16 protein-coding genes are annotated in these 22529 nt (G+C 73.7%); 15 read left to right on the top strand and 1 reads right to left on the bottom strand.

What is annotated here, in order from left to right:
• The first annotated feature begins 243 nt into the window (after positions 1 to 243).
• The 7 genes from ssd (at position 244) to AB0K17_RS04115 (ending at position 5232) form a co-directional block, all read left to right on the top strand.
• The gene (gene ssd / locus AB0K17_RS04085) at positions 244 to 1353 is read left to right on the top strand and encodes a septum site-determining protein Ssd (RefSeq protein WP_365982018.1); all 1110 of its coding nucleotides are present in this window, start codon (positions 244 to 246) and stop codon (positions 1351 to 1353) included.
• Positions 1350 to 2507, top strand: coding sequence for a TadA family conjugal transfer-associated ATPase (locus AB0K17_RS04090; protein ID WP_365982019.1), 1158 nt, complete (start codon positions 1350 to 1352; stop codon positions 2505 to 2507). Before ssd ends, AB0K17_RS04090 begins: the two co-directional genes overlap by 4 nt.
• A 98-nt stretch (positions 2508 to 2605) precedes the next feature.
• Complete coding sequence (locus tag AB0K17_RS04095; RefSeq protein WP_365982020.1) at positions 2606 to 3412, top strand: type II secretion system F family protein; 807 nt, start codon at positions 2606 to 2608, stop codon at positions 3410 to 3412.
• A 182-nt stretch (positions 3413 to 3594) separates the two neighbouring features.
• Complete coding sequence (locus tag AB0K17_RS04100) at positions 3595 to 4206, top strand: type II secretion system F family protein (protein ID WP_365982021.1); 612 nt, start codon at positions 3595 to 3597, stop codon at positions 4204 to 4206.
• Positions 4207 to 4345: 139 nt separating this feature from the next.
• Positions 4346 to 4543 carry a DUF4244 domain-containing protein gene (locus tag AB0K17_RS04105; protein WP_365968953.1) on the top strand — a complete coding sequence of 66 codons (198 nt, stop codon included), beginning with the start codon at positions 4346 to 4348 and terminating at the stop codon, positions 4541 to 4543.
• Positions 4530 to 4874 (top strand): TadE family type IV pilus minor pilin, encoded by a 345-nt coding sequence (locus tag AB0K17_RS04110; protein ID WP_365968933.1) that lies wholly within the window; start codon positions 4530 to 4532, stop codon positions 4872 to 4874. The genes AB0K17_RS04105 and AB0K17_RS04110 overlap by 14 nt, the downstream gene beginning before the upstream one ends.
• Positions 4875 to 4902: 28 nt before the next feature.
• Positions 4903 to 5232: an Rv3654c family TadE-like protein gene (locus tag AB0K17_RS04115; protein WP_365982022.1), complete on the top strand. Its 330-nt coding sequence runs from the start codon at positions 4903 to 4905 to the stop codon at positions 5230 to 5232.
• A 13-nt stretch (positions 5233 to 5245) separates the two neighbouring features.
• Here the strand turns inward: AB0K17_RS04115 and AB0K17_RS04120 are convergent, their stop codons facing one another.
• Positions 5246 to 7753: a DEAD/DEAH box helicase gene (locus AB0K17_RS04120; RefSeq protein ID WP_365982023.1), complete on the bottom strand. Its 2508-nt coding sequence runs from the start codon at positions 7751 to 7753 to the stop codon at positions 5246 to 5248.
• A 54-nt stretch (positions 7754 to 7807) separates the two neighbouring features.
• Between AB0K17_RS04120 and AB0K17_RS04125 the strand changes: the two genes are divergently transcribed.
• The 8 genes from AB0K17_RS04125 (at position 7808) to AB0K17_RS04160 (ending at position 22488) form a co-directional block, all read left to right on the top strand.
• Positions 7808 to 8149, top strand: coding sequence for an STAS domain-containing protein (locus AB0K17_RS04125; protein ID WP_344433233.1), 342 nt, complete (start codon positions 7808 to 7810; stop codon positions 8147 to 8149).
• A gap of 166 nt (positions 8150 to 8315) precedes the next feature.
• Complete coding sequence (locus tag AB0K17_RS04130; protein WP_365982024.1) at positions 8316 to 8828, top strand: ATP-binding protein; 513 nt, start codon at positions 8316 to 8318, stop codon at positions 8826 to 8828.
• A gap of 575 nt (positions 8829 to 9403) precedes the next feature.
• Positions 9404 to 11836 carry a sodium-translocating pyrophosphatase gene (locus AB0K17_RS04135; protein ID WP_365982025.1) on the top strand — a complete coding sequence of 811 codons (2433 nt, stop codon included), beginning with the start codon at positions 9404 to 9406 and terminating at the stop codon, positions 11834 to 11836.
• 228 nt (positions 11837 to 12064) lie between these two features.
• Complete coding sequence (locus AB0K17_RS04140; protein ID WP_365982026.1) at positions 12065 to 12637, top strand: small secreted protein; 573 nt, start codon at positions 12065 to 12067, stop codon at positions 12635 to 12637.
• A gap of 71 nt (positions 12638 to 12708) precedes the next feature.
• Positions 12709 to 14247: a methyltransferase gene (locus AB0K17_RS04145; RefSeq protein WP_365982027.1), complete on the top strand. Its 1539-nt coding sequence runs from the start codon at positions 12709 to 12711 to the stop codon at positions 14245 to 14247.
• 329 nt (positions 14248 to 14576) lie between these two features.
• On the top strand, positions 14577 to 17408 hold the full coding sequence (gene topA, locus AB0K17_RS04150; protein WP_365982028.1) for a type I DNA topoisomerase: 2832 nt from the start codon (positions 14577 to 14579) through the stop codon (positions 17406 to 17408).
• 168 nt (positions 17409 to 17576) lie between these two features.
• The gene (gene tmk / locus AB0K17_RS04155) at positions 17577 to 20831 is read left to right on the top strand and encodes a dTMP kinase (RefSeq protein WP_365982029.1); all 3255 of its coding nucleotides are present in this window, start codon (positions 17577 to 17579) and stop codon (positions 20829 to 20831) included.
• 466 nt (positions 20832 to 21297) lie between these two features.
• Positions 21298 to 22488, top strand: coding sequence for a DNA polymerase III subunit delta' (locus AB0K17_RS04160; protein ID WP_365968943.1), 1191 nt, complete (start codon positions 21298 to 21300; stop codon positions 22486 to 22488).
• Positions 22489 to 22529 lie beyond the last annotated feature (41 nt).

A 22529-nucleotide genomic window follows, 5' to 3' on the forward strand; every position in this document is an offset into this window, starting at 1 on the left:
CCCCTCCCCTCCTGAGCGCGCAGGTGTGCGCGCGAGCCAAGACCTTGATACCCGTTACTGAGGGTAATCAACAGGCTGCTCTCTGGAAGTCACCGGTATAGGTGAGCGGGATATTCACATCCGTTGAGTTGTCCACAGTTTTTCACCAAGATCCACACGATTTCCCGGTCCGTTGCACGGTGATTCCCCGCGAGTTCCGCGACGTTCGCGGATGCGAGAGCGCGTAGTGAGAGGGGAGGGACCGTGACCGGATCCCGCACATCCGATTGGGCCCCGGCCGGGGACGCCAGGCAGCGGTGCCCGCTGATCGTCACGGAGGACGAGGGGCTGCTCGACGACCTGCTCAGACTGTGCGCGGCTGCCGGGGCCGTCCCCGAGGTCGTCCACGGCACCCCCGCACGCGGCAGCGGCTGGGACACCGCGCCGCTCGTCCTCGTCGGGGACGACTGCGCGGCCCGGCTGGGCGGGGCCGCCCGCCGTGACGGCGTGGTGCTCGTCGGCAACGACATGGACGACTCCGGGATCTGGCGGCGCGCCGTGGGCCTGGGCGCCCGCAACGTGGCGCTGCTGCCCGACGGCGAGGCGTGGCTGGTCGACCGCATCGCCGACGCCGTCGAGGGGGTGGGCCGCCCCGCCCTGACGGTCGGCGTGATCGGCGGCCGGGGCGGGGCGGGCGCCAGCACCCTCGCCTGTGCTCTTGCCGTCGGTGCCGCCCGTACCGGGCAGCGCACCATGCTCATCGACGGCGACCCGCTCGGCGGGGGTCTGGACGTGCTCCTGGGCGGGGAGCGGGCCGAAGGCCTGCGCTGGCCGGCGTTCGCCGACTCCTGTGGCCGGGTGGCGGGCCGGGCGCTCGAGGAGGCGCTGCCCCGGCTCCACTCCCTGCGGGTCCTGAGCTGGGATCGCGGCGAGTGCACCGCCGTCCCGCCCGAGGCCGTGCGCGCGGTCCTGGCGGCCGCCCGTCGGCGCGGCGGGGTGGTGGTCGTCGACCTGCCGCGCAGGCTGGACGCCCCCGCCGCCGAAGCCATCGGGCAGCTCGACGTGGGGCTGCTGGTGGTGCCGGCGGAGCTGCGGGCCGTGGCGGCCGCCCACCGGACGGCTTCGATGCTGGGCATGCTGCTGCGCGACATCCGGCTGGTCGTGCGCGGGCCGTTCGGCTCCGGGCTCGTGCCCGAGGAGATCGCGCGGATCCTCGGGCTACCGCTCGCCGGGGAGCTGCCCCCCGAGCCGGGGCTGGCCGGAGGGCTGGACGCCGGCAGGCCGCCGGGCGCCGGCGACCGGGGTCCGCTCGCCCGCTTCAGCGCCGGATTCTGGGCGCAGGCCCTGGCGGAGAGCGCGGGAGCGCCGGTATGAGCCATGACCTGCTGGACGCCGTGCGCCTGCGGCTCGCCGAGAGTGGCGCCGAGCCCACGCCCGCCCGCGTCGCCGAGGCACTGCGCCGGGAAGGACGCCTGCTGGGGGACGCCGAAGTGCTCGGCGTCGCCGCCCGGTTGCGCTCCGAGCTGGTGGGCAGCGGGCCGCTCGAACCACTCCTGGCGGCTCCCGACGTGACCGACGTGCTCGTCACCGCGCCCGACCGCGTCTGGGTCGACCGCGGCTCCGGCCTCGAACTCACCGACGTGGCCTTCCCTGATGCAGCTGCCGTACGGGGCCTGGCCCAGCGCCTGGCCGCCATCGCCGGCCGCCGCCTCGATGACGCCAGACCCTGGGTCGACGCCCGCCTGCCCGACGGCACCCGCCTCCACGCGGTGCTGCCGCCCGTCGCCGTCGGCTCTCCCTGTCTCTCCCTGCGCGTGGTGCGTCCCCGCGCCTTCACCCTGGAGGAGCTGGTGCGGGCCGGCACCCTGCCGCCCGGCGGCGACCGGCTCCTGCAGGCCGTGCTGGACGCCCGGTTGTCGTTCCTCGTCTCCGGCGGGACGGGCTCGGGTAAGACGACACTGCTGTCGACCTTGCTCGGGCTGGTGGCGCCGGGGGAGCGGATCGTCCTCGCCGAGGACTCCTCGGAACTGCGCCCCGACCACCCGCATGTGGTGCGCCTGGAGACCCGTCCGGCCAACCAGGAGGGAACGGGCCTGGTGACCTTGCGGGATCTGGTCCGCCAGGCGCTGCGCATGCGCCCGGACCGGCTGGTCGTGGGCGAGGTCCGGGGCGCCGAGGTCACCGACCTGCTCGCCGCCCTCAACACGGGCCACGAAGGCGGCTGCGGCACGGTCCACGCGAATGCCGCCTCGGATGTTCCGGCACGGCTGGAGGCCCTGGGCTCCACGGCCGGGCTGGACCGTGCGGCGCTGCACAGCCAGCTCGCTGCCGCGCTGTCGGTGGTCGTCCACCTGGTGCGCGACCGCGGCGGACGGCGCCGGGTCGCCGAGGTGCACGTCCTCGCCCGCGACTCCGGCGGGCTCGTGACGACCGTTCCGGCCGCCGTTTGGGGCGAAGGCGGCTTCGAAAGAGCCGCCGGTTGGGAGCGGCTGGCCGCCTTGTGCGGGCGTGGCGGGGGTGCGCCGTGACGGCGTGGTGGTCCGGCCCGGCGGGTGCGGGGTGCCTGGTTCTTCTGCTGCTGTGCGCTCTGGCGGTCGCCGGCCTTCGGTTCCGGCAGGAGCCGGCGGTGCGCAGGGCGCGGCTGCTGCTGGCCGGTGGGGGTGCGGTGGCCGGGAGTCCGGCTGCACTGCTGCCGGGGTGGGCTCGGCAGGGCGCCGAGCGCCTGCTCCGGGCCGTGCGGGGCCGGCCCGAGCTGTGGTGCCTGCCGGCCGGGTGCGCGCTGGCGTTGCTGGGCCGTTCGGTGTTGCCCCTGCTGGTGTCGTTGCCGGCCGTGCCCCTTGTGCGCCACCGGCTGGCCGGGGTCAGGCGCGAACGGGAGCGGGAGCGCAGCCAGGCGGCCGTGATCGACCTGTGCGGTGCCGTCGCGGGTGACCTGCGGGCCGGGCGGCATCCCGGTGCGGCGGTGGCGGCGTGGTCCGGTGCCGGGCTGGGGCCGGGCTGGTCGGCGGTGCCGGCGGCCGCGCGGTTCGGCGGGGACGTGCCCGAGGCGCTCCGCAAGGCCGGCCGGCGCCCCGGTGCGGAAGGGCTCAACGGCGTCGCCGCGTGCTGGCGGGTCGCAGTCGACGGGGGTGCGGGGCTCGCCGCCGGGCTGGAACGGGTGGCCGCCGCGCTCGGCGCCGAGCGCGACCAGCGGGAGGACCTGCGGGCCCAGCTCGCCGGTACCCGGTCCACGGCGGTGATGCTCGCCCTGCTGCCGGTGCTGGCCCTGCTGATGGGCGCGGCCCTCGGCGCGGATCCGCTGCGAGTGCTGCTGCACACCCCCGCGGGGCTGGGCTGCCTCACTCTCGGCGGGCTGCTCGAGTGCGCGGGGATCGCCTGGACGCGGCGGATCGTCGGGGCGGCGGAGGGGCCGCGGAGCGGGAGGGGAAAGTGAGCGCGAATGTTGTCCACAGCCTGTGGGCGGTGGTGCTTGCTCTGGTGGCGGCAGGATGCGTGAGCGCCATCGGCAAGAGAGCCATTCAGGGTAGATCAGGGCGCCGCCGGCTGGCCTCCGTACTGGGCGTGCCACCGCCCGGAGAGGAGAAGGCTCGGCGGGGGCGGGGGCTGCGGCGGGCTGTGGCGGCACCCGACGGTCGGGTGGTCGTGGCGGTCGCCGTCGTCGGGACGGGGATCCTCGGGCTGGTGGCCGGGCTCACCGGGGCGGGCGCCGGGCTCGTCGCGGCCTGGGGGTTGTGGAGCCGCGGCCGGCGGGCCGAGCGCACCGCCGAGGAGGCGCCGGGTGAGGAGGCCGCACGGCAACTGCCCTTGGCGGCCGATCTCCTGGCGGCCTGTCTGGCGGCGGGGGCCGGTCCCCGTGAGGCGGCGGAGGCGGTGGGCTCCTCGCTGGGCGGGCCCGTGGGCACCGGGCTGGCCCGGGCGGCTGCCGAGGTGCGGCTCGGGGCCGAGCCGGCCGTCGCCTGGGGACGGCTGGGCGCCCTGCCGGGCGCCGCTCCGCTGGCCGGCTGCCTTGAACGGGCCCAGGCCACGGGAGTTCCGGCCGTGGAACCCATGGCGCGGCTTGCCGCGCGATTGCGCGCCGAGCAGGCCAGGACCGCCGGCATGCGGGCCCGGCGCGCGGGCGTGCAGGCGACCGCACCGCTCGGGCTGTGCTTCCTGCCGGCATTCCTGACGGTCGGTGTCGTCCCCGTGGTCATCGGCCTGGCCGAGGGCCTCATACGGACCGGCTGAGGCCCGGAGGGTCTGCGGCAGGGCACAAAAGCGCACCTGACGGTGCGTCGGGAAGCGATGTGCACGACCAAGAGATGCACGACCCAAAGATGCACGACCAGGAGATGGGGGAGTGGTTGTTATGGCAATGGTGGCGGCGATGGTCACGTCGTGGTGGTCGGCACGCCGGTCGCGGATGCGGACCGATCGCGAGGCGGGCATGACGACGGCGGAGTACGCGGTGGGCACGCTGGCCGCCTGTGCGTTGGCGGCCGTGCTCTACAAGGTGGTCACCAGCGGGGCGGTCAGCGGGGCGTTGCAGCAGCTGATCGTCAAGGCGCTCCATGCGACGTTCTGACGGCGGCTATGTAACTGCCGAGGCCGCGGTCGCGCTGCCCGCGCTGGCGTTCTTCGCCCTGGCGCTGATCTGGGGCCTGATGGCCGCGTCCGCGCAGATCCAGTGCGTGGACGCGGCCCGGGCGGGGGCACGGGCCGCGGCCCGGCAGGATCCCCCGCCGGCCGTCGTCGCGGCGGCCAGGTCGGCCGCTCCGCGCGACGCGCGGGTCGCCGTGATGCGGGAGGGGGACATGGTGCGGGTGCGGGTCGAGGCCCGGGCGGTCGGTCCGGGGCCTTTGGCGGTGCGGTTGACCGGGGAGGCGGTGGCTCTTGCAGAGGAGACGGTGGGATGACCGGGGACTGGCTTCCGTATGGGTGGCCGTGGCCGCGACGGCGTTCTGCGCGGTGTTCGCCGCGCTGCTGGCCATGGGGCAGGTGGTGCTGGCGCGGCACCGTGCGGGAGGAGCGGCAGACCTGGCGGTGCTGGCCGCCGCCGACCACGCCCTCGAGGGGCAGGCCGCGGCCTGCGGGCTGGCCCGCAGGGTCGCCGCCGCCCAAGGGGCCGCGGTGGTGCGCTGCGGGGTGAGGGGCGAGATCGCCGAGGTGGCGGCGGAGGCCGGGGCCGGCCCCTGGACCCTACGGGTCCGGGCCCGGGCGGGCCCGCCGGAGGCGGCCTACGTGCCGGGCGCCCTCACGGGGGTGATGCCGTAGGCCTGTCAGCGCCTCACCCGTCTTCCCCACCTTCCCCGTCTTCCTGGGCCGACTGGGCCGACTGGGCCGACTGGGCGGCCCGGGCCGGCGGGGCGTCCTTCAGGAGGCGGGTGAGCAGACGCAGGGCCGCCCGTTTGTCCAGGGGATCGTTGCCGTTGCCGCACTTGGGTGACTGGATGCAGGAGGGGCAGCCCACCTCGCACTCGCAGGAGGCGATCGCCTCCCGGGTGGCGTCCAGCCAGCGGGCGGCGGTGTGGAAGGCGCGCTCGGCGAAGCCGGCGCCGCCGGGGTGGCCGTCGTAGACGAAGACGGTGGGCAGGAGCGTGTCGGGGTGGAGGGGCACGGAGACGCCTCCGATGTCCCAGCGGTCGCACGTGGCGAAGAGGGGGAGTATGCCGATGGAGGCGTGTTCGGCGGCGTGCAGGGCGCCGCCCAGGGATTCGGGGTCGATCCGGGCGGCGTCGAGCTGGTCCTCGGTGACGGTCCACCACACGGCCCGGGTGCGCAGGGTGCGGGGCGGCAGGTCGAGCTTGGTCTCGCCCAGCACCTCGCCGGTGATCAGACGGCGGCGCAGGTAGGAGACGACCTGGTTGGTGACCTCGACGGAGCCGAAGCACAGCCGTGCGTCGCCCCAGGGCACCTCGGTGGTGGTCTCCAGGATGCTGATGGCCGTGGTGTCGCGGGCCGTGGTCGAGTACGGCGGGTCGGCCTGCTCGACCAGGGCGACGGACGCTTCCAGGTCCAGGTGGCGCACCAGGTAGCTGCGGCCCTGGTGGAGGTGGACGGCGCCCTCGTGGACGGTGGAGTGGGAGGCCGACCGGTCGACGGTGCCCAGCAGCCGGCCGGTGCCCTCCTCCACCACCTGGACGGGGCGGCCGCCCTCGCCGCGGATGTCGGTGAGGTCGGCGGCGCGCTCGCGGCGGGTCCAGTGCCACACCGAGCCCCGGCGGCGGAGCAGCTTGCGGGCCTCCAGCTGGGAGATGACGCCCCTGGCCTCGGGGCCGAACAGGGAGAGGTCGGCGTCGGAGAGGGGGAGTTCCTCGGCCGCCGCGCACAGGTGGGGAGCCAGGACGTAGGGGTTGTCCGGGTCGAGGACGGTGGACTCCACGGGCTGCCGGAACAGCGCCTCGGGGTGGTGGACCAGGTAGGTGTCCAGGGGGTCGTCGCGGGCGACGAGGACGGCCAGGGCGCCGCGGCCCGTACGTCCGGCGCGGCCGGCCTGCTGCCACAGGGAGGCGCGGGTGCCCGGGTAGCCGGAGAGCAGCACGGCGTCCAGGCCGGCGACGTCGACGCCCAGTTCCAGGGCGGAGGTGGCGGACAGGCCCAGGAGTTCACCGGTGTGGAGGGCCCGTTCGATGGCGCGGCGTTCCTCGGGGAGGTAGCCGCCGCGGTAGGCGGCGACGCGGGAGGGGAGGGAGCGGTCGACGGCGGCCAGGCGTTCCTGGGCGATCAGGGACACCAGCTCGGCGCCGCGTCGGGAGCGGACGAAGGCGACGGTGCGCACGCCCTGGACGGCGAGGTCGGTGAGCAGGTCGGCGGTCTCGGCGGTGGCGGTGCGGCGGACGGGGGCGCCGCGCTCGCCGTGGAGCTCGGTGAGCGGGGGTTCCCACAGGGCGAAGACGACCTCACCGCGCGGGGAGGCGTCGTCGGTGATCTGGGCGACCGGCAGCCCGGTGAGCCGGCCGGCGGCGGTGGCGGGGTCGGAGGCGGTGGCGGAGGCGAGGAGGAAGACGGGTTCGGATCCGTAGCGGGCGCACAGGCGCCGCAGCCGGCGCAGCACCTGGGCGACGTGGGAGCCGAAGACGCCGCGGTAGGTGTGGCACTCGTCGATGACGACGTAGCGCAGGGCGCGCAGGAAGGAGGCCCATCGGGGGTGGGCGGGCAGGACGGAGCGGTGGAGCATGTCCGGGTTGGTGAGCACGTAATTGGCGTATTGGCGCACCCATTCGCGTTCTTCCACCGGCGTGTCGCCGTCGTACACGGCCGGGCGCACGCTTTTGCCCAAGGGGGTGGCCAGGCTGCGCACGGCGCGGCGCTGGTCGGCGGCGAGGGCCTTGGTGGGGGCGAGGTACAGCGCGGTGGTGCCCCGCCCGTTGGGGGCCTCCGCGCCGTCCAGCAGGGTGCTGAGCACGGGTGCCAGGTAGGCGAGGGACTTGCCCGAGGCGGTGCCGGTGGCGACCACGGCGGACTCGCCGCGCAGGGCGTGCTCCGCGGTGAGTGCCTGGTGCGCCCAGGGGCGCTCGATGCCGGTGGTGCGGATGGCCTCGATCACTTCCGGCCGGATCTTCTCGGGCCAGGGAGCATGACGTCCGGGACGAGGGGGCAAGTGCTCCGTATGAGTGATGCGTGCAGCCCTGCCCGGCCCCGTGGCGAGCCGGTCCAGGATCGTTCGGGGAGAGGGGTGCACGCCCGCCTCCGGCGGGAGTTGATCGTTGGCCATCGACATCGAGTGTGTCACTGGCTTGACGGACAATGGCGTCAAGGCGTCGTGCGCGCCTGCCGGTAAGTGATTGAATGCCATCGCGGCTGCCGATCCATGGGGGGCGACCGCTCGATGCAAGGTGCTGGAGGATCCGTGGACCTGTCCCTGTCGACCGAGACCGTAGACAACCGCACGGTTGTCCGGGTCGGTGGCGAGATTGATGTGTACACCGCGCCCAAGCTGCGTGAGCAGCTGGTCGAGCTTGTCAACGACGGCAACTACCACCTCGTCGTGGACATGGAGGGCGTCGACTTCCTCGACTCCACCGGGCTCGGCGTCCTGGTCGGCGGGCTCAAGCGCGTACGGGCCCACGAGGGCTCGCTGCGGCTGGTCTGCAACCAGGAGCGCATCCTGAAGATTTTCCGGATCACCGGTCTGACCAAGGTGTTCCCGATCCACACGTCGGTCGAGGAAGCGGTTCAGGCGACCGACTGACGTCCGGGCGGCGGTACGGCCCCGGCCGGCCGGGAGGGCCGTCCGCCCGCCCCGGGCATCGCCGTATAGTCGCGCCGGGGGGCGTGGCCACGAGGCTCCGGCCCCTCCGCGAGCCCGCCCTGTTCCGGCAGAGGGAACAAGGGCACGTACCACCGAGGGGGATGGCATGGCCACCGTCGAACTGCTCTTCAGCGCCCTTCCCGAGCACGTCCGCACGGCCCGGCTCGTGGCGGCCGCGGTGGCGCGCCGGGCCGGGGTCGACGAGGCCGTGCTGGACGAGGTCCGGCTGGCCGTGGGCGAGGCCTGCTCGCGCGCGGTGAGCCTGCACACCGGTCACGGGCTCACCAGCCCCGTGAAGGTCGTCCTCACCGAGGACGAGAAGAAGTTCTCCATCGAGGTGGCCGACGAGGCGCCTCACCCCACCGCGGTCGTGTCGACCGCGGGCGCCGGCCGGCAGCCCGTCGCGGCGTCCTCGGGGGCCTCCGCTTCGTCTTCCGCTTCCGCGCCGTCCGGTGGGCCCTCCGGTGCCACGGCTGCCGACGAGGCCGCCGAGAGCGAGGACGACATGGGCCTGGCCGTGATCAGCGGGCTGGTCGACGACGTCGAGGTGACGGCGGGCGAGTCCGGCGGGCTGATCCGCATGAGCTGGCCGACCACGACACCGCCGGTTCCGGCGTAGCCGGCCGCGCGGGCTGCCCGTGCCGGCGGTGGGTCCCGCGCAGGGAGTGCTGCCCGTTGCGCCGTCCCGGCCCAGCGGCGTGGCCCGGCGTCCTCCCGTTCCGCCGCGGTCACCGTAGCGCCCGGCTCACCTGTGTCGCCGTACCGCCTCGCCGTGCCGTGCGGTGTCCCGCCGTAGGGTTCCGGCCGCTTCCTGCTGTAGTGCGGGGCCCGGTCGGGGCCGTATTCGCCGTCTCCGGCGGGGTCGCCACCCGCATCGGCGCCACATTTTCGATCTTCACCTCCCGGCTCTGCCACGGCCCGGAATGCGGGCCTCGGCAAACCGCCCGCACCGCCGGACCACCGTCGATCTTCACGGTTGTGCATTTCCCTCCGCTTCCCCCTCCGCCTCCTTTTCCTGATCTTCACCGCGGCAGACTCATTCCGTTTCCCGCGCTCTGTTTTGATCTCGCCATGCTCCCTACAATCCGTCCATCTTGAGCTCAGGACGCCTGAGCGCAGCGGCTGTCCTGCGGCCCTGCTCCACGGCCGCGGGCCGGTTACGTGCGCCCATGTGCCAAACGTCAGGGAGGACGAATGGCGGGGCCTCTTACCCCTCAACAGGTGGACCACACCCGGAATCTGGCGGTCGAGCTGACCGACGGCAACCGCACCCTGGTCATGGTGATCGCGGCGGTGGCGATCGCGGCGCTCGTCGTGGCCGTGGTGCTGCTGCGGCAGGTGCTTTCGGCCGGTGAGGGCACCGACAGCATGAAGAGAATCGCCGCGGCGGTACAGGAAGGCGCGAACGCCTATCTCGCCCGGCAGTTGCGCACCCTCGGCGTCTTCGCCGTGTTCGTGTTCTTTCTGCTCATGCTGTTGCCGGCCGACAACTGGTCGCAGCGCATGGGTCGTTCGCTGTTCTTCCTCATCGGCGCATTGTTCTCCGCCGCCACCGGCTATATCGGCATGTGGCTCGCGGTGCGCAGCAATGTGCGGGTGGCGGCAGCGGCGCGTGAGGCGAGCGTCGGCACCAAGGTCGGAAGCGGGGCCGCAAGCGCGGCCACAAGCGAGGTCGAGGGCGAGCCCGAGCGGGATCTGACGGCGGTCTCCCACCACGCCATGAGGATTGCGTTCCGTACGGGTGGCGTCGTCGGCATGTTCACCGTGGGCCTGGGCCTGCTGGGTGCCTGTTGCGTCGTCCTCGTCTACACGGCCGACGCGCCCAAGGTCTTGGAGGGCTTCGGATTCGGGGCGGCGCTGCTGGCGATGTTCATGCGTGTCGGCGGCGGCATCTTCACCAAGGCCGCGGACGTGGGCGCCGACCTGGTCGGCAAGGTAGAGCAGGGCATCCCGGAGGACGACCCGCGCAACGCCGCCACCATCGCCGACAACGTGGGCGACAACGTCGGCGACTGCGCGGGCATGGCGGCCGACCTCTTCGAGTCCTACGCCGTGACCCTCGTGGCCGCGCTCATCCTCGGCAAGGCGACGTTCGGCGACGCGGGTCTGGCCTTCCCCCTCCTCGTGCCCGCCATCGGCGTGGTCACGGCGATGATCGGCATCTTCGCCGTCGCACCGCGCCGCAAGGACCGCAGCGGCATGACCGCGATCAACCGCGGGTTCTTCGTCTCGGCGGTCATCTCGCTCGTCCTCGTGGCGATCGCGGTCTTCGCGTACCTGCCCTCCAGCTACGCCGACTTGGCCGGTGTCACCGACGCCGTCGTCCGCGACCACGACGGCGACCCGCGCGTGCTCGCGCTCGTCGCGGTCGCGATCGGGATCGTCCTCGCGGCGCTCATCCAGCAGCTCACCGGCTACTTCACCGAGCCCGGCCGGCGGCCCGTGCGGGACGTCGCCAAGTCGTCCCTGACCGGTCCGGCGACCGTGGTGCTGTCGGGCATCTCGGTGGGGCTGGAGTCGGCCGTGTACTCGGCGGTGCTGATCGCCCTGAGCGTGTACGGAGCGTTCCTGCTCGGTGGTGCGTCGATCATGCTGGCGCTGTTCGCCGTGGCCCTGGCCGGCACGGGCCTGCTGACGACGGTCGGGGTCATCGTCGCGATGGACACCTTCGGCCCGGTCTCCGACAACGCCCAGGGCATCGCCGAGATGTCCGGTGACGTCGAGGGCGCCGGCGCCCGGGTGCTCACCGACCTCGACGCCGTGGGCAACACCACCAAGGCCATCACCAAGGGCATCGCCATCGCCACGGCCGTGCTCGCGGCCGCCGCGCTGTTCGGCTCGTACACCGACGCGATCAAGACGGCGGTGTCCGACGTCGGCGCGAAGGCGGACGCGATGGGTTTGAGGCTGGACATCTCCCAGCCCAACAACCTCGTGGGCCTCGTGCTCGGCGCGGCCGTCGTCTTCCTCTTCTCCGGCCTGGCGATCAATGCGGTGTCGCGGTCGGCCGGTGCGGTGGTCTACGAGGTGCGCCGGCAGTTCCGCGAGCACCCCGGGATCATGGACTTCAGCGAGAAGCCGGAGTACGGGCGCGTGGTGGACATCTGCACCAAGGACGCCCTGCGCGAGCTGGCCACTCCCGGGCTGCTGGCGGTCATGGCGCCGATTGCGGTCGGCTTCTCGCTGGGCGTCGGCGCGCTCGGTGCGTACCTCGCCGGGGCCATTGGTACGGGCACGCTGATGGCGGTCTTCCTCGCCAACTCCGGTGGCGCGTGGGACAACGCCAAGAAGCTGGTGGAGGACGGTCACCACGGCGGCAAGGGCAGCGAGGCGCACGCGGCGACGGTCATCGGCGACACGGTGGGCGACCCGTTCAAGGACACCGCAGGTCCCGCCATCAACCCGCTGCTGAAGGTGATGAACCTGGTGGCGTTGCTCATTGCGCCCGCCGTCGTGAAGTTCTCCTACGGGGCCGATGCCAACAAGGGGCTGCGAATCACCGTCGCGCTGCTGGCCGTTGCCGTCATCGTGGTGGCGGTCTACCTCTCCAAGCGGCGCGGTGTCGCTGTGGACGACGGCGACGCCGCGCGGTCGGCCGAGCCGGTCGACCCGGCTGTGGTGTCGTAGCCGGTGTCGTAGCCGGTTTCGTAGCCCCGGTCCCCGGACCGGGACCGGACGCCGGTTCCGGCGAGCGCGCCGTGTGCCCATGCCGCATCGTTGTGCGGGTGCGGTGAATGCCACGCCCAGCAGGGTGCAAAAGGCTTGAAATGCGGGCATACGGTGTGCTCGGCTCCCGGCCCTCGCCGCCTGGACGTGTAAGTTCCGGGGCCGAGAGCCATTGAAGGGACCAATCCGGTGAACAAGAAGCTTGTGGCTGCACTGTCCGGCGGGGCGGCACTTGTCCTGGCGCTGACGGGCTGCGGCGGTGACGACAACGGCAAGAAGCTGGACGACTGGGCGAAGAAGGCCTGCGACCAGATGCAGCCGCAGGTGAAGAAGATCACCGAAGCCAACGCCTCCATCGCCACGATGCAGAGCGAGGTGGACTCCAAGAAGGTCCAGCAGACGGACTCCGCCGCCTTCCAGACCAACGTCGACGCCTACAAGGCGCTCGCCGCCTCCGTCGACCGCGCCGGCGCGCCGCCGGTCAAGGACGGCGAGACCAACCAGAAGAACGCCGTCAAGGCGCTCAACGACCTCTCGGTCGCCTACGCGAACCTCAAGAAGCGCGTCGATTCGATGGACACCGGCGACAAGAACAAGTTCGGCGACGGCCTCAAGGGCATCGCGTCCGACATGCTCAAGCTCAGCAGCCAGAGCAACGAGGCCCTCAAGAAGCTGCAGTCCGGCGACGTCGGCAAGGCCATGACCAAGCAGCCGGGCTGCAGGGTGCCGGCGGCGAGCACGACACCGGGGCAGAAGGCGTAACGGGCGCCGCCCGGTACGGAGCACCGGCGGGGGCAGCGCGCCGGTGCTGCGCTCACCCTGACAATGGTCCGGTGAGTACGACGCACCTGCCCACTGCCGATCCTGCGCGCACCGCTCGGCTGCGCGACGCCCTGCTCCGGGCGGCCTTCACCGCTGACGGCCTCCTGGAGCTGCTGGGCGCCCCCGCCTACGCCGCGCTCGCCCGCAGCGAGACCGTGCCCGCCCTGCGCGCCACGCGCGGCGACGGACCGCTCGAGACGCTCGTGCGGCTGTTCCTGCTGCAGCAGTCCGTCGCACGGGCCCGGGCGGCCGCCGCGCTGCCGCTGGAGGACTGCCTGGCCGACGGCTGGCTGCTGCCCGATCCCGCGGACGCGGAGCAGGTGCGCGCCGGCGTCGACGTGCGCCCCTACAGCGGCCCGGAGGGCCAGGACTGGTGGATCGTCTCCGACCTCGGCTGCGCGGTCGGCGGGGCCGGCGGCATCGGCGGCGACAGCGGGGGTCCGGCGGGGGTGCCGCGGTCCGAGCTCGTCCTCGGCGTGGGCGGCGCGTCCACGACGCTGGCGGGGATCACCGTCCGTAAGCCCGTCGGGCGCGCCCTGGACCTGGGCACCGGTTCCGGCATCCAGGCGCTGCACGCGGCCGGGCACGCCGACCGGGTCACGGCCACCGACCTGAACCCGCGCGCGCTGCACTTCGCGCGGCTCACGCTCGCACTCTCCGGCGCGCCGGAGCCCGATCTGCGGCAGGGCTCGCTCTTCGAGCCGGTCGCGGGCGAGACCTTCGACCTGATCGTCTCCAACCCGCCGTTCGTGATCTCCCCGGGCGCCCGTCTGACGTACCGCGACGGCGGCATGGGCGGCGACGACCTGTGCCGGACGCTGGTGGAGCAGGCGGCCGACCGGCTGAACGAGGGCGGCTACTGCCAGTTGCTGGCGAACTGGCAGCACGTCGAGGGCGAGGACTGGCGCGAGCGCCTGTCCTCCTGGGTGCCGCGCGGCTGCGACGCGTGGATCGTGCAGCGCGAGGTCCAGGACGTCGCGCAGTACGCGGAGCTGTGGCTGCGCGACGCGGGCGACCACCGTACGTCCCCGCAGGAGTACGCCGCCCGCTACGACGCGTGGCTGGCGGAGTTCGAGGCGCGGCGGACCAAGGGCGTCGGATTTGGCTGGATCACGTTGCGCCGTACCGGCTCGCAGCGCCCGTCGGTGATCGCGGAGGAGTGGCCGCACCCGGTCGAGCAGCCGCTGGGGGAGACGGTGCGCGCGCACTTCGAGCGCCAGGACTTCCTGCGCACGCACGACGACGCGGCGCTGCTGGCCACCCGCTTCCGGCTGGCCGACGAGGTCGTCCAGGAGCAGGTGGGGCTGCCGGGCGCGGAGGACCCCGAGCACGTCGTCCTGCGGCAGAACCGCGGGATGCGCCGCGCCACCAAGGTGGACACGGTCGGTGCCGGTTTCGCCGGCGTGTGCGACGGCACACTGCCCGCCGGCCGGATCCTGGACGCCATCGCCCAGCTGGTGGACGAGGACCCGGTCCTGCTGCGGGACCGTACGCCGGAGGCCATCCGGATGCTCGTCGAACAGGGCTTCCTGGCACCGGCCGGTTCCTGATCGCCGCAGGTGGGAGGGGGGAAGGGGCCGGACGACGCGCGAGAGGGGAAGAAAGAGGGGGCGGGTTCGCGTCATGTTTGACGAGGGGTGTCCCCCGCCGCCCGTCTTGACGGGCCCGGCACCGCGGCCCGAATGTGACCGCGGGGCCTCCGGGCCGGTGGTGTGACGGTCCGGGCGGCAGACAGGACGCTTGTCGGGTTACCGTTCGAGTGGCGTTGCGGGCTTTTTCCGTTTGACACGGGGGCGGGATGTACCGTCACACTCCGCAGCGTCACGCAACGCCCACACCGAAACGCCCACACCGAGTGTCGACCGGAAGAAGAGCGAAGTTGTCCCCGACCAGCGAGACCGCACAGGGCGGCCGCCGACTCGTCATCGTCGAGTCGCCTGCCAAGGCGAAGACGATCAAGGGCTACCTCGGCCCCGGATACGTCGTCGAGGCGAGCGTCGGGCACATCCGTGACCTGCCGAACGGGGCCGCCGAGGTTCCGGCGAAGTACAAGGGCGAGCCCTGGGCGCGCCTCGGCGTGAACGTCGAGAAGGACTTCCAGCCCATCTACGTCGTCAACGCCGACAAGAAGGACCAGGTCAAGAAGCTCAAGGGGCTGCTGGCCGAGTCCGACGAGCTCTTCCTCGCCACCGATGAGGACCGCGAGGGCGAGGCCATCGCCTGGCACCTGCAGGAGGTGCTCAAGCCCAAGGTCCCGGTCCGCCGGATGGTCTTCCACGAGATCACCAAGGACGCGATCCAGGCCGCCGTGGCCAATCCGCGCGAGCTGAACAAGAAGCTCGTCGACGCCCAGGAGACCCGCCGCATCCTCGACCGCCTCTACGGCTACGAGGTCTCGCCGGTGCTGTGGAAGAAGGTCATGCCGCGGCTGTCGGCGGGCCGCGTGCAGTCGGTGGCGACCCGTCTCGTCGTCGAGCGGGAGCGCGAGCGCATCGCGTTCCGCTCCGCCGAGTACTGGGACCTGACCGGCACCTTCGGCACCGGCCGCGCCGGCGACGCCGCCGAGCCGGCGAGCATCACCGCGCGCCTGGCCGCCGTCGACGGCAAGCGGGTCGCCCAGGGCCGTGACTTCGGTGCGAACGGGCAGCTCAAGGACAGTGCCCAGGTGCTGCACCTGGACGAGGCGAACGCCCGCGCGCTGGCCGCGGCCCTGGCCGACGCGTCCTTCGCGGTGCGCTCGGTGGAGTCCAAGCCGTACCGCCGTTCCCCGTACGCCCCCTTCCGCACGACGACGCTGCAGCAGGAGGCCTCGCGCAAGCTGGGCTTCGGTGCGAAGGCGACCATGCAGGTGGCGCAGAAGCTGTACGAGAACGGCTTCATCACCTATATGCGTACGGACTCCACCACGCTGTCGGACACGGCGATCACCGCCGCCCGGGCGCAGGTGACGCAGCTGTACGGCGCCGACTACCTGCCGGAGAAGCCGCGCACGTACGCCGGGAAGGTCAAGAACGCCCAGGAGGCGCACGAGGCGATCCGCCCTTCGGGTGATCGTTTCCGCACGCCCGCCGAGACCGGTCTGACCGGCGACCAGTTCCGGCTCTACGAGCTGATCTGGAAGCGGACCGTCGCCTCCCAGATGAAGGACGCGACCGGCAACTCCGTCACCGTGAAGATCGGCGGCCGGGCAGCCGACGGCCGGGACGCCGAGTTCAGCGCGTCCGGCAAGACGATCACCTTCCACGGCTTCATGAAGGCCTACGTCGAGGGCGCCGACGACCCGAACGCCGAGCTCGACGACCGCGAGCGCCGGCTGCCGTCGGTCACCGAGGGTGACGCGCTGACGGCCGAGGAGATCACCGCCGACGGCCACGCCACCAAGCCCCCGGCCCGCTACACCGAGGCCTCGCTGGTCAAGGAGCTGGAGGAGCGCGAGATCGGCCGTCCGTCGACGTACGCGTCGATCATCGGCACGATCCTCGACCGCGGCTACGTCTTCAAGAAGGGCACGGCCCTCGTGCCGTCCTTCCTGAGCTTCGCCGTCGTCAACCTGCTGGAGAAGCACTTCGGCCGGCTGGTGGACTACGACTTCACCGCCTCCATGGAGGAGGACCTCGACCGCATCGCCCGCGGCGAGGCGCAGGCCGTGCCGTGGCTGCGCCGCTTCTACTTCGGCGAGGGGCCGGAAGGCGGCGCCGCCGACGCCGGCAACGGCGACGGCGACCACCTGGGCGGCCTGAAGGAGCTCGTCACCGACCTGGGCGCGATCGACGCCCGCGAGGTGTCCTCCTTCCCCGTCGGCAACGACATCGTGCTGCGCGTCGGCCGCTACGGGCCGTACGTCGAGCGCGGCGAGAAGGACGCCGAGGGCCACCAGCGCGCCGACGTCCCGACCGACCTGGCGCCGGACGAGCTGACGGTGGAGTACGCCGAGGAGCTGCTGGCCCGCCCGACCGGCGACTACGAGCTGGGCACCGACCCCGCCACCGGTCACGAGATCGTCGCCAAGGACGGCCGCTACGGCCCGTACGTCACGGAGATCCTCCCCGAGGGCACCCCGAAGACGGGCAAGAACGCGGTCAAGCCGCGTACGGCCTCGCTCTTCAAGTCGATGACCGTCGACACGGTGACCCTTGAGGACGCGCTCAAGCTGATGTCGCTGCCGCGCGTCGTGGGCAAGGACGCCGAAGGTGTCGAGATCACCGCGCAGAACGGCCGCTACGGTCCGTACCTGAAGAAGGGCACGGACTCGCGCTCCCTGGAGACCGAGGACCAGATCTTCTCCATCACCCTGGAGGAGGCCCTCGCCATCTATGCGCAGCCCAAGCAGCGCGGGCGGGCCGCGGCCAAGCCGCCGCTGAAGGAGCTCGGCACCGACCCCGTCAGCGAGCGCCCGGTCGTGGTCAAGGACGGCCGCTTCGGCCCGTACGTCACCGACGGCGAGACCAACGCGACGCTGCGCCGGGACGACGACGTCGAGACGATCACGCCGGAGCGCGGCTACGAGCTGCTGGCGGAGAAGCGGGCGAAGGGTCCGGCCAAGAAGACGGCCAAGAAGGCGCCGGCGAAGAAGACCGCCGCCAAGAAGACCACGACCGCGAAGACCGCGACCGCGAAGAAGACGGCGGCGAAGAAGACGACCGCCGCGAAGAAGACGACGGCCAAGAAGGCGACCGCGAAGAAGACGGCCGCCGCGAACGCCGCCGACTGACGCACTGCATCCAGGACAGGGGCGGTGGACCGGGTTCCGGTCCACCGCCCCTTCTCGTCGTACCGCGGCACTTTGTCGCATTCGCTCCGGAACATCCACCCGTCTGTGTGTTCGCTTGTGCGTTCGTATTGACAGTCACTATCCGGGCGTTCCGGATAGGCTGGCAGGATGACGCGAGCCGAGCAGCCACCAGTGGAGAGCCCCACCTCCGGAGCACTGGCCGCGGACTCCCGCGAGCGTGCCGTCCGCGCCCTGCTGCGCTTCCGCCCCTTGCGACGGCTGTGGAACGCCCAGTTCACGGGCGGTGTCGGCGACAGCCTCGCCGTCCTCGTCCTGCTGCTGCTGGCACTGCAGGCGGCGGTCGTGGCGGGGTCCTTCGGCGGGGGATACCGCGGCGCGGCCCTCGCGGTCGCCGCGGTCATCGGCGTACGCCTGCTCGCCACCCTGCTCGCCGGCGCGGTCCTGCTGGGTCCGCTGTCCTCGCTCCTCGCCCCGGCCGGCCGGCTCGACCGCCGCTGGACGATGATCGGCGCGGACGGCGTACGGCTGGCACTGCTCGCCGTCGCACCCACCTGGATCGACTGGACGGGCAGCAGGGCCCTGGTCTGGCTGCTGGTCACCGCCTTCGTCACCGGCGCCGCCGAGCGCGTGTGGACGGTCGCCAAGGACGGCGTCGTCCCCGCCCTGCTGCCGGCCCCGCCGCCGGAGGGCGCCGCGGTCCGGCCGCTGCCGGACCACGAGGACGCGCTGCGGCGCCTGTCGCTGCGCACGGCGTACGTCGCGCTGCCCGTCGCGGCCGCCGCGTTCGTGGCCGTCACGCTGGTCGGCAACCTGCTGGGCGCCGGCATCGGCTGGTTCCACACGCACCAGGCGGCCCTGGGCTCCTACCTCGCCGCCGCGCTGTTCGCCGTCTCCGCGGCGATCCTGCACCGCTTCGAGCTGCCGCAGCCGCCCCAGGGCGCCAAGCCGCCGCACGTGCGCTCCCCGCTGGAGGGCCTGCGCCGCCCCAAGGACGCCCACGGCGCCGCCGACCGCGGCCGCACCGGGGCCGTCCCCGTCCTCGTCCTGGCCTGCGCCGCCATCGCCGGCGCGGTCGCCGCGGCCGTCGCCGTGGCCGTCCTGCAGGCCGTCGACCTGGGCGGCGGTCCCGTCGCCTTCGGGCTGCTCGTCCTCGCCCTCGCCGGCGGACCCGTCCTCGGCATCCGCGGCGCCCGCAAGGTGCTCCCCGGCTTCTCCCGCCGCCGCCTGCTCGCCCTGGCACTCGCCCTGACCGGCGCCGCCCTGCTCGCCGCCGGCCTGGTGCCCGACGCCACCACCGTGCTGCTGCTCGTCGCGCTGGCCGGCGTGGCCGCCGGCGTCGCCGCCAACACCGGGCACACCCTGCTCGACCAGGAGACCGAGGAGGAGCGCCGGGCCGCCACCACCGAGCACCTGCACGCGGTCGTCCGCGTCACCGTGGCGCTGGGCGCCGTCGCCGCCCCCGTCCTCGCCGCCGCCATCGGCCCGCACCGCGTGCAGTCCGGCAGCTTCGTCTTCGCGCACGGCGGCGCCGCCTTCACGCTCATGCTCGTCGGCGCCCTGCTGCTGCCCGTCGGCGCGATCGTCCTCGGCCGCACCGACGACCGGCACGGCGTGCCCTTCCACCGCGACCTGATGGACGTCGTGCGCGGCGGCGACGCCCGCGAGGGCACCTCCCCGACCGGCTTCTTCATCGCCTTCGAGGGCGGCGACGGCGCCGGGAAGTCCACGCAGGTCCAGGCGGCCGCCGAATGGCTGCGGGCCAAGGGCCACGAGGTCGTCGTCACCCGCGAGCCGGGCGCCACGCCCATCGGCAAGCGGCTGCGCGCCATCCTCCTCGACGTTTCCTCCGCCGGCCTGTCCGACCGGGCCGAGGCCCTGCTGTACGCGGCCGACCGCGCCGAACACGTCGACTCCGTCGTCCGGCCCGCGCTCGCCCGCGGCGCCGTCGTCATCACCGACCGCTACATCGACTCCTCCGTCGCCTACCAGGGCGCCGGACGCGACCTGTCGCCCACCGAGATCGCCCGCATCTCCCGCTGGGCCACCGACGGGCTCGTCCCGCACCTGACCGTGCTGCTCGACGTCTCGCCCGAGACCGCGCGCGAACGGTTCACCGAGGCCCCGGACCGGCTGGAGTCGGAGCCCGCCGAGTTCCACCAGCGCGTGCGCACCGGCTTCCTCACCCTGGCCGCCGCCGACCCGGCGCGCTACCTCGTCGTCGACGCCGCCCAGGAACCGGACGCGATCACGGCCGTCGTCCGCCACCGGCTCGGCCAGGTCCTGCCGCTGTCCGAGGCCGAGAAGGCCGAACGCGAGGCCGCCCGCAAGGCCGCCGAGGAAGCCGCCCGCAAGGCGGCCGAGGAGGAAGCCCGCCGCAAGGCGGAGGAAGAGGCCCGGCGCCGGGCCGAGGAGGCCGCCCGCAAGGCCGAACAGGAGCGCCTCGAACGCGAGCGGCAGGAACAGCTCGCCAAGCTGCGCGCCGACGAGGAGGAACGCAAGCGGCGCGAGGCCGAGGAGGCGCGCAAGGCCGCCGAAGCGGCCGCAGCAGCCGCCGCCGAAGCCGCCGCCAAGGCCGCGGAGGAGGAGCGCCGCCGCCGCGAGGCGGAGGAGCGCGCCCGCGCCGAGGAACAGGAGCGCCTGCGCCGCCGGGCCGAGGAGGAGGCGCGCGAGCGCGCCGAGGCCGAGGAACGGCGCCGCGAGAAGCAGCGGGAGGCCGAGGAGGCACTCCTGCGCGCCGAACGGGCACGCATCGCGGCGGAGGCCGCGGAAGCCGCGAAGGCGGCTGAGGCCGCGAGGGCCGCGGAGTCCGCGAGGGCCGCGGAAGCCGCGAAGGCCGCTGAGGCTGCTGAGGCCGCGAGGGCCGCGGAGGCCGCGGTGGCGGACAAGGACGCGGGGCGCGCCCCCGTGGTCGGGACTCCTTCGCATGCGCTGCGCAAGCGGCGGGAGGGTTTTGCCGCGGACGCGCCGACCGTCGAGACGCCGGCCCCGCCGCCGGCGCCGCGGTCCAACCCGGACGACGAGACGGCACTGCTGCCGCCGGTGCCGGTGCTTCCGCCGAACCAGCGGGTGACGTGGGGCGTCGAGCCGCCCGCGCCCTCGTCCTCCTCCTCCGATGCGGAGGAGACGGCGGTGCTGCCGAAGCCGGTGGGGCCGCAGGGCCGACCCGAGAACCCGGCGGACCGGGTGCCGCAGTGGTTGTTCGAGCGCGAGCCGGAGGGCGCGGCCGACGCCGACGCCGACGGGGTCGACGCGACGCGGGAGCTGCCACGGATCGAGGACGAGGCGCCGCAGCCGCAGCCGCGTCGCCGTCGCCCGGAGTGGGCGGAGGATGCGCCGACGCTGGCGGACGAGCTGCTCGGCCGCCGCCGGGACGGCGAGGACGACGGCAAGCGGCGCGGTTAGGGCCTGTCCGGCGGATCGTCGTCACGCGCCACCACGGCGCCCCGAAGGGGCGCGGGGCGGTGTCGATGTGCGGGTGCCGCCGCGCGGGCGCGACAAGCCGCCACGGCGCCCCGTAGGGGCGCGGGACACTGCGCGACAAGCCACGACGGGCCCGCAGATTGCCCGGACCCCGGGGTGGCGTGTCAGCTGCGGGCCGTCGTCGGCCGATCGCGCCCACGCGGCGCAGCCGCAGATCGACACCGCCCCGCGCCCCTACGGGGCACTGCATGATCCGCCGGACACGGCCTGGGCGGCGCCTGCGGCGGGCGGGGCTTCCGGCGGGCGGGGCTTCGCCCCCTCGCATCCCCGGACCGCGCTTCGCGCGGTGTCCTCGAACGCCGGACGGGCCGGACGGGCCCGCCCGGCGTGTCAGTGCCGTGGCCCACAATGGGACGGCGGCGTGAGTGAACCATGAGGGAGGCGGCGCATGAGCGTGTGGGAGGACCTGGTCGGCCAGGACCGGGTGATCGAGCAGCTCGCCGCTGCCGCGCACGACGCCGGCGCCCTCGTCTCGGCGGGCGGTGCGCCCGAAGGCGCTTCCCGCATGACGCATGCCTGGTTGTTCACCGGTCCGCCGGGTTCCGGCCGGGCCACCGCCGCCCGTGCCTTCGCCGCCGCGCTGCAGTGCGTCACTCCCACGGGTGATGTGGGGTGCGGCTTCTGCGAGGGCTGTCACACCACACTCGTCGGTACGCACGCCGACGTGGAGATCGTCCGTACCGATCTGCTGTCGATCGGCGTCAAGGAGACCCGTGACCTGGTGCGGCGCGCGCAGCTGTCGCCGGCGGGCGGCCGCTGGCAGGTGATCGTCCTGGAGGACGCGGACCGCCTGACGGAGGGCGCCGGCAACGTGCTGCTCAAGGCGGTGGAGGAGCCGGCCCCGCGGACGGTGTGGCTGCTGTGCGCGCCGTCGCTGGAGGACGTGCTGCCGACGATCCGTTCGCGGTGCCGGTCCTTGACGCTGCGGACGCCGCCGACCGCCGCGGTGGCGGACGTGCTGGTGCGCCGGGACGGGGTGGAGCCGGAGCTGGCCGCGCGGGTGTCGCGGGCGACGCAGGGCCACATCGGCCGGGCGCGCCGGCTGGCGACGGACGAGCGGGCGCGCGCCCGCCGGGAGGCCGTGCTGCGGGTGCCGCTGCGGGTGACGGACGTGGGGGGCTGCCTGAAGGCCGCCCAGGAGCTGATCGACGCGGCTGCCGAGGACGCCAAGCAGGTGGCGGAGGAGGTCGACGTCAAGGAGACCGAGGAGCTGCGGGCGGCGCTCGGTGCCGCGGCCGGCACCGGTGGCCGGCTGCCGCGCGGTACGGCGGGGGCGATGAAGGAGCTGCAGGACCGCCAGAAGCGGCGGGCGACGCGTACGCAGCGCGACAGCCTGGACCTGGCGCTGACGGATCTGGCCGGCTTCTACCGCGACGTGCTGGCGATGCAGCTGCGTTCGGGCGTGGAGCTGGCCAACGGAGATGTGCGCGACAGCCTGGAGCGCGTGGCCGGCGCGTCGCGCCCGGAGCAGACGCTGCGCCGCATCGAGGCGATCTCGGCGTGCCGGGAGGCGCTCGACCGCAACGTCGCGCCCCTGCTGGCGGTGGAGGCGATGACGGTCGCGCTGCGGGCGGGCTGACGCGTCGGGGGCGATCGGGGGAGTAACACCGGGGCGGACGG

The sequence above is a fragment of the Streptomyces sp. NPDC049585 genome, assembly GCF_040675615.1.
GTDB classification, from domain to species: Bacteria; Actinomycetota; Actinomycetes; order Streptomycetales; family Streptomycetaceae; genus Streptomyces; species Streptomyces luteosporeus.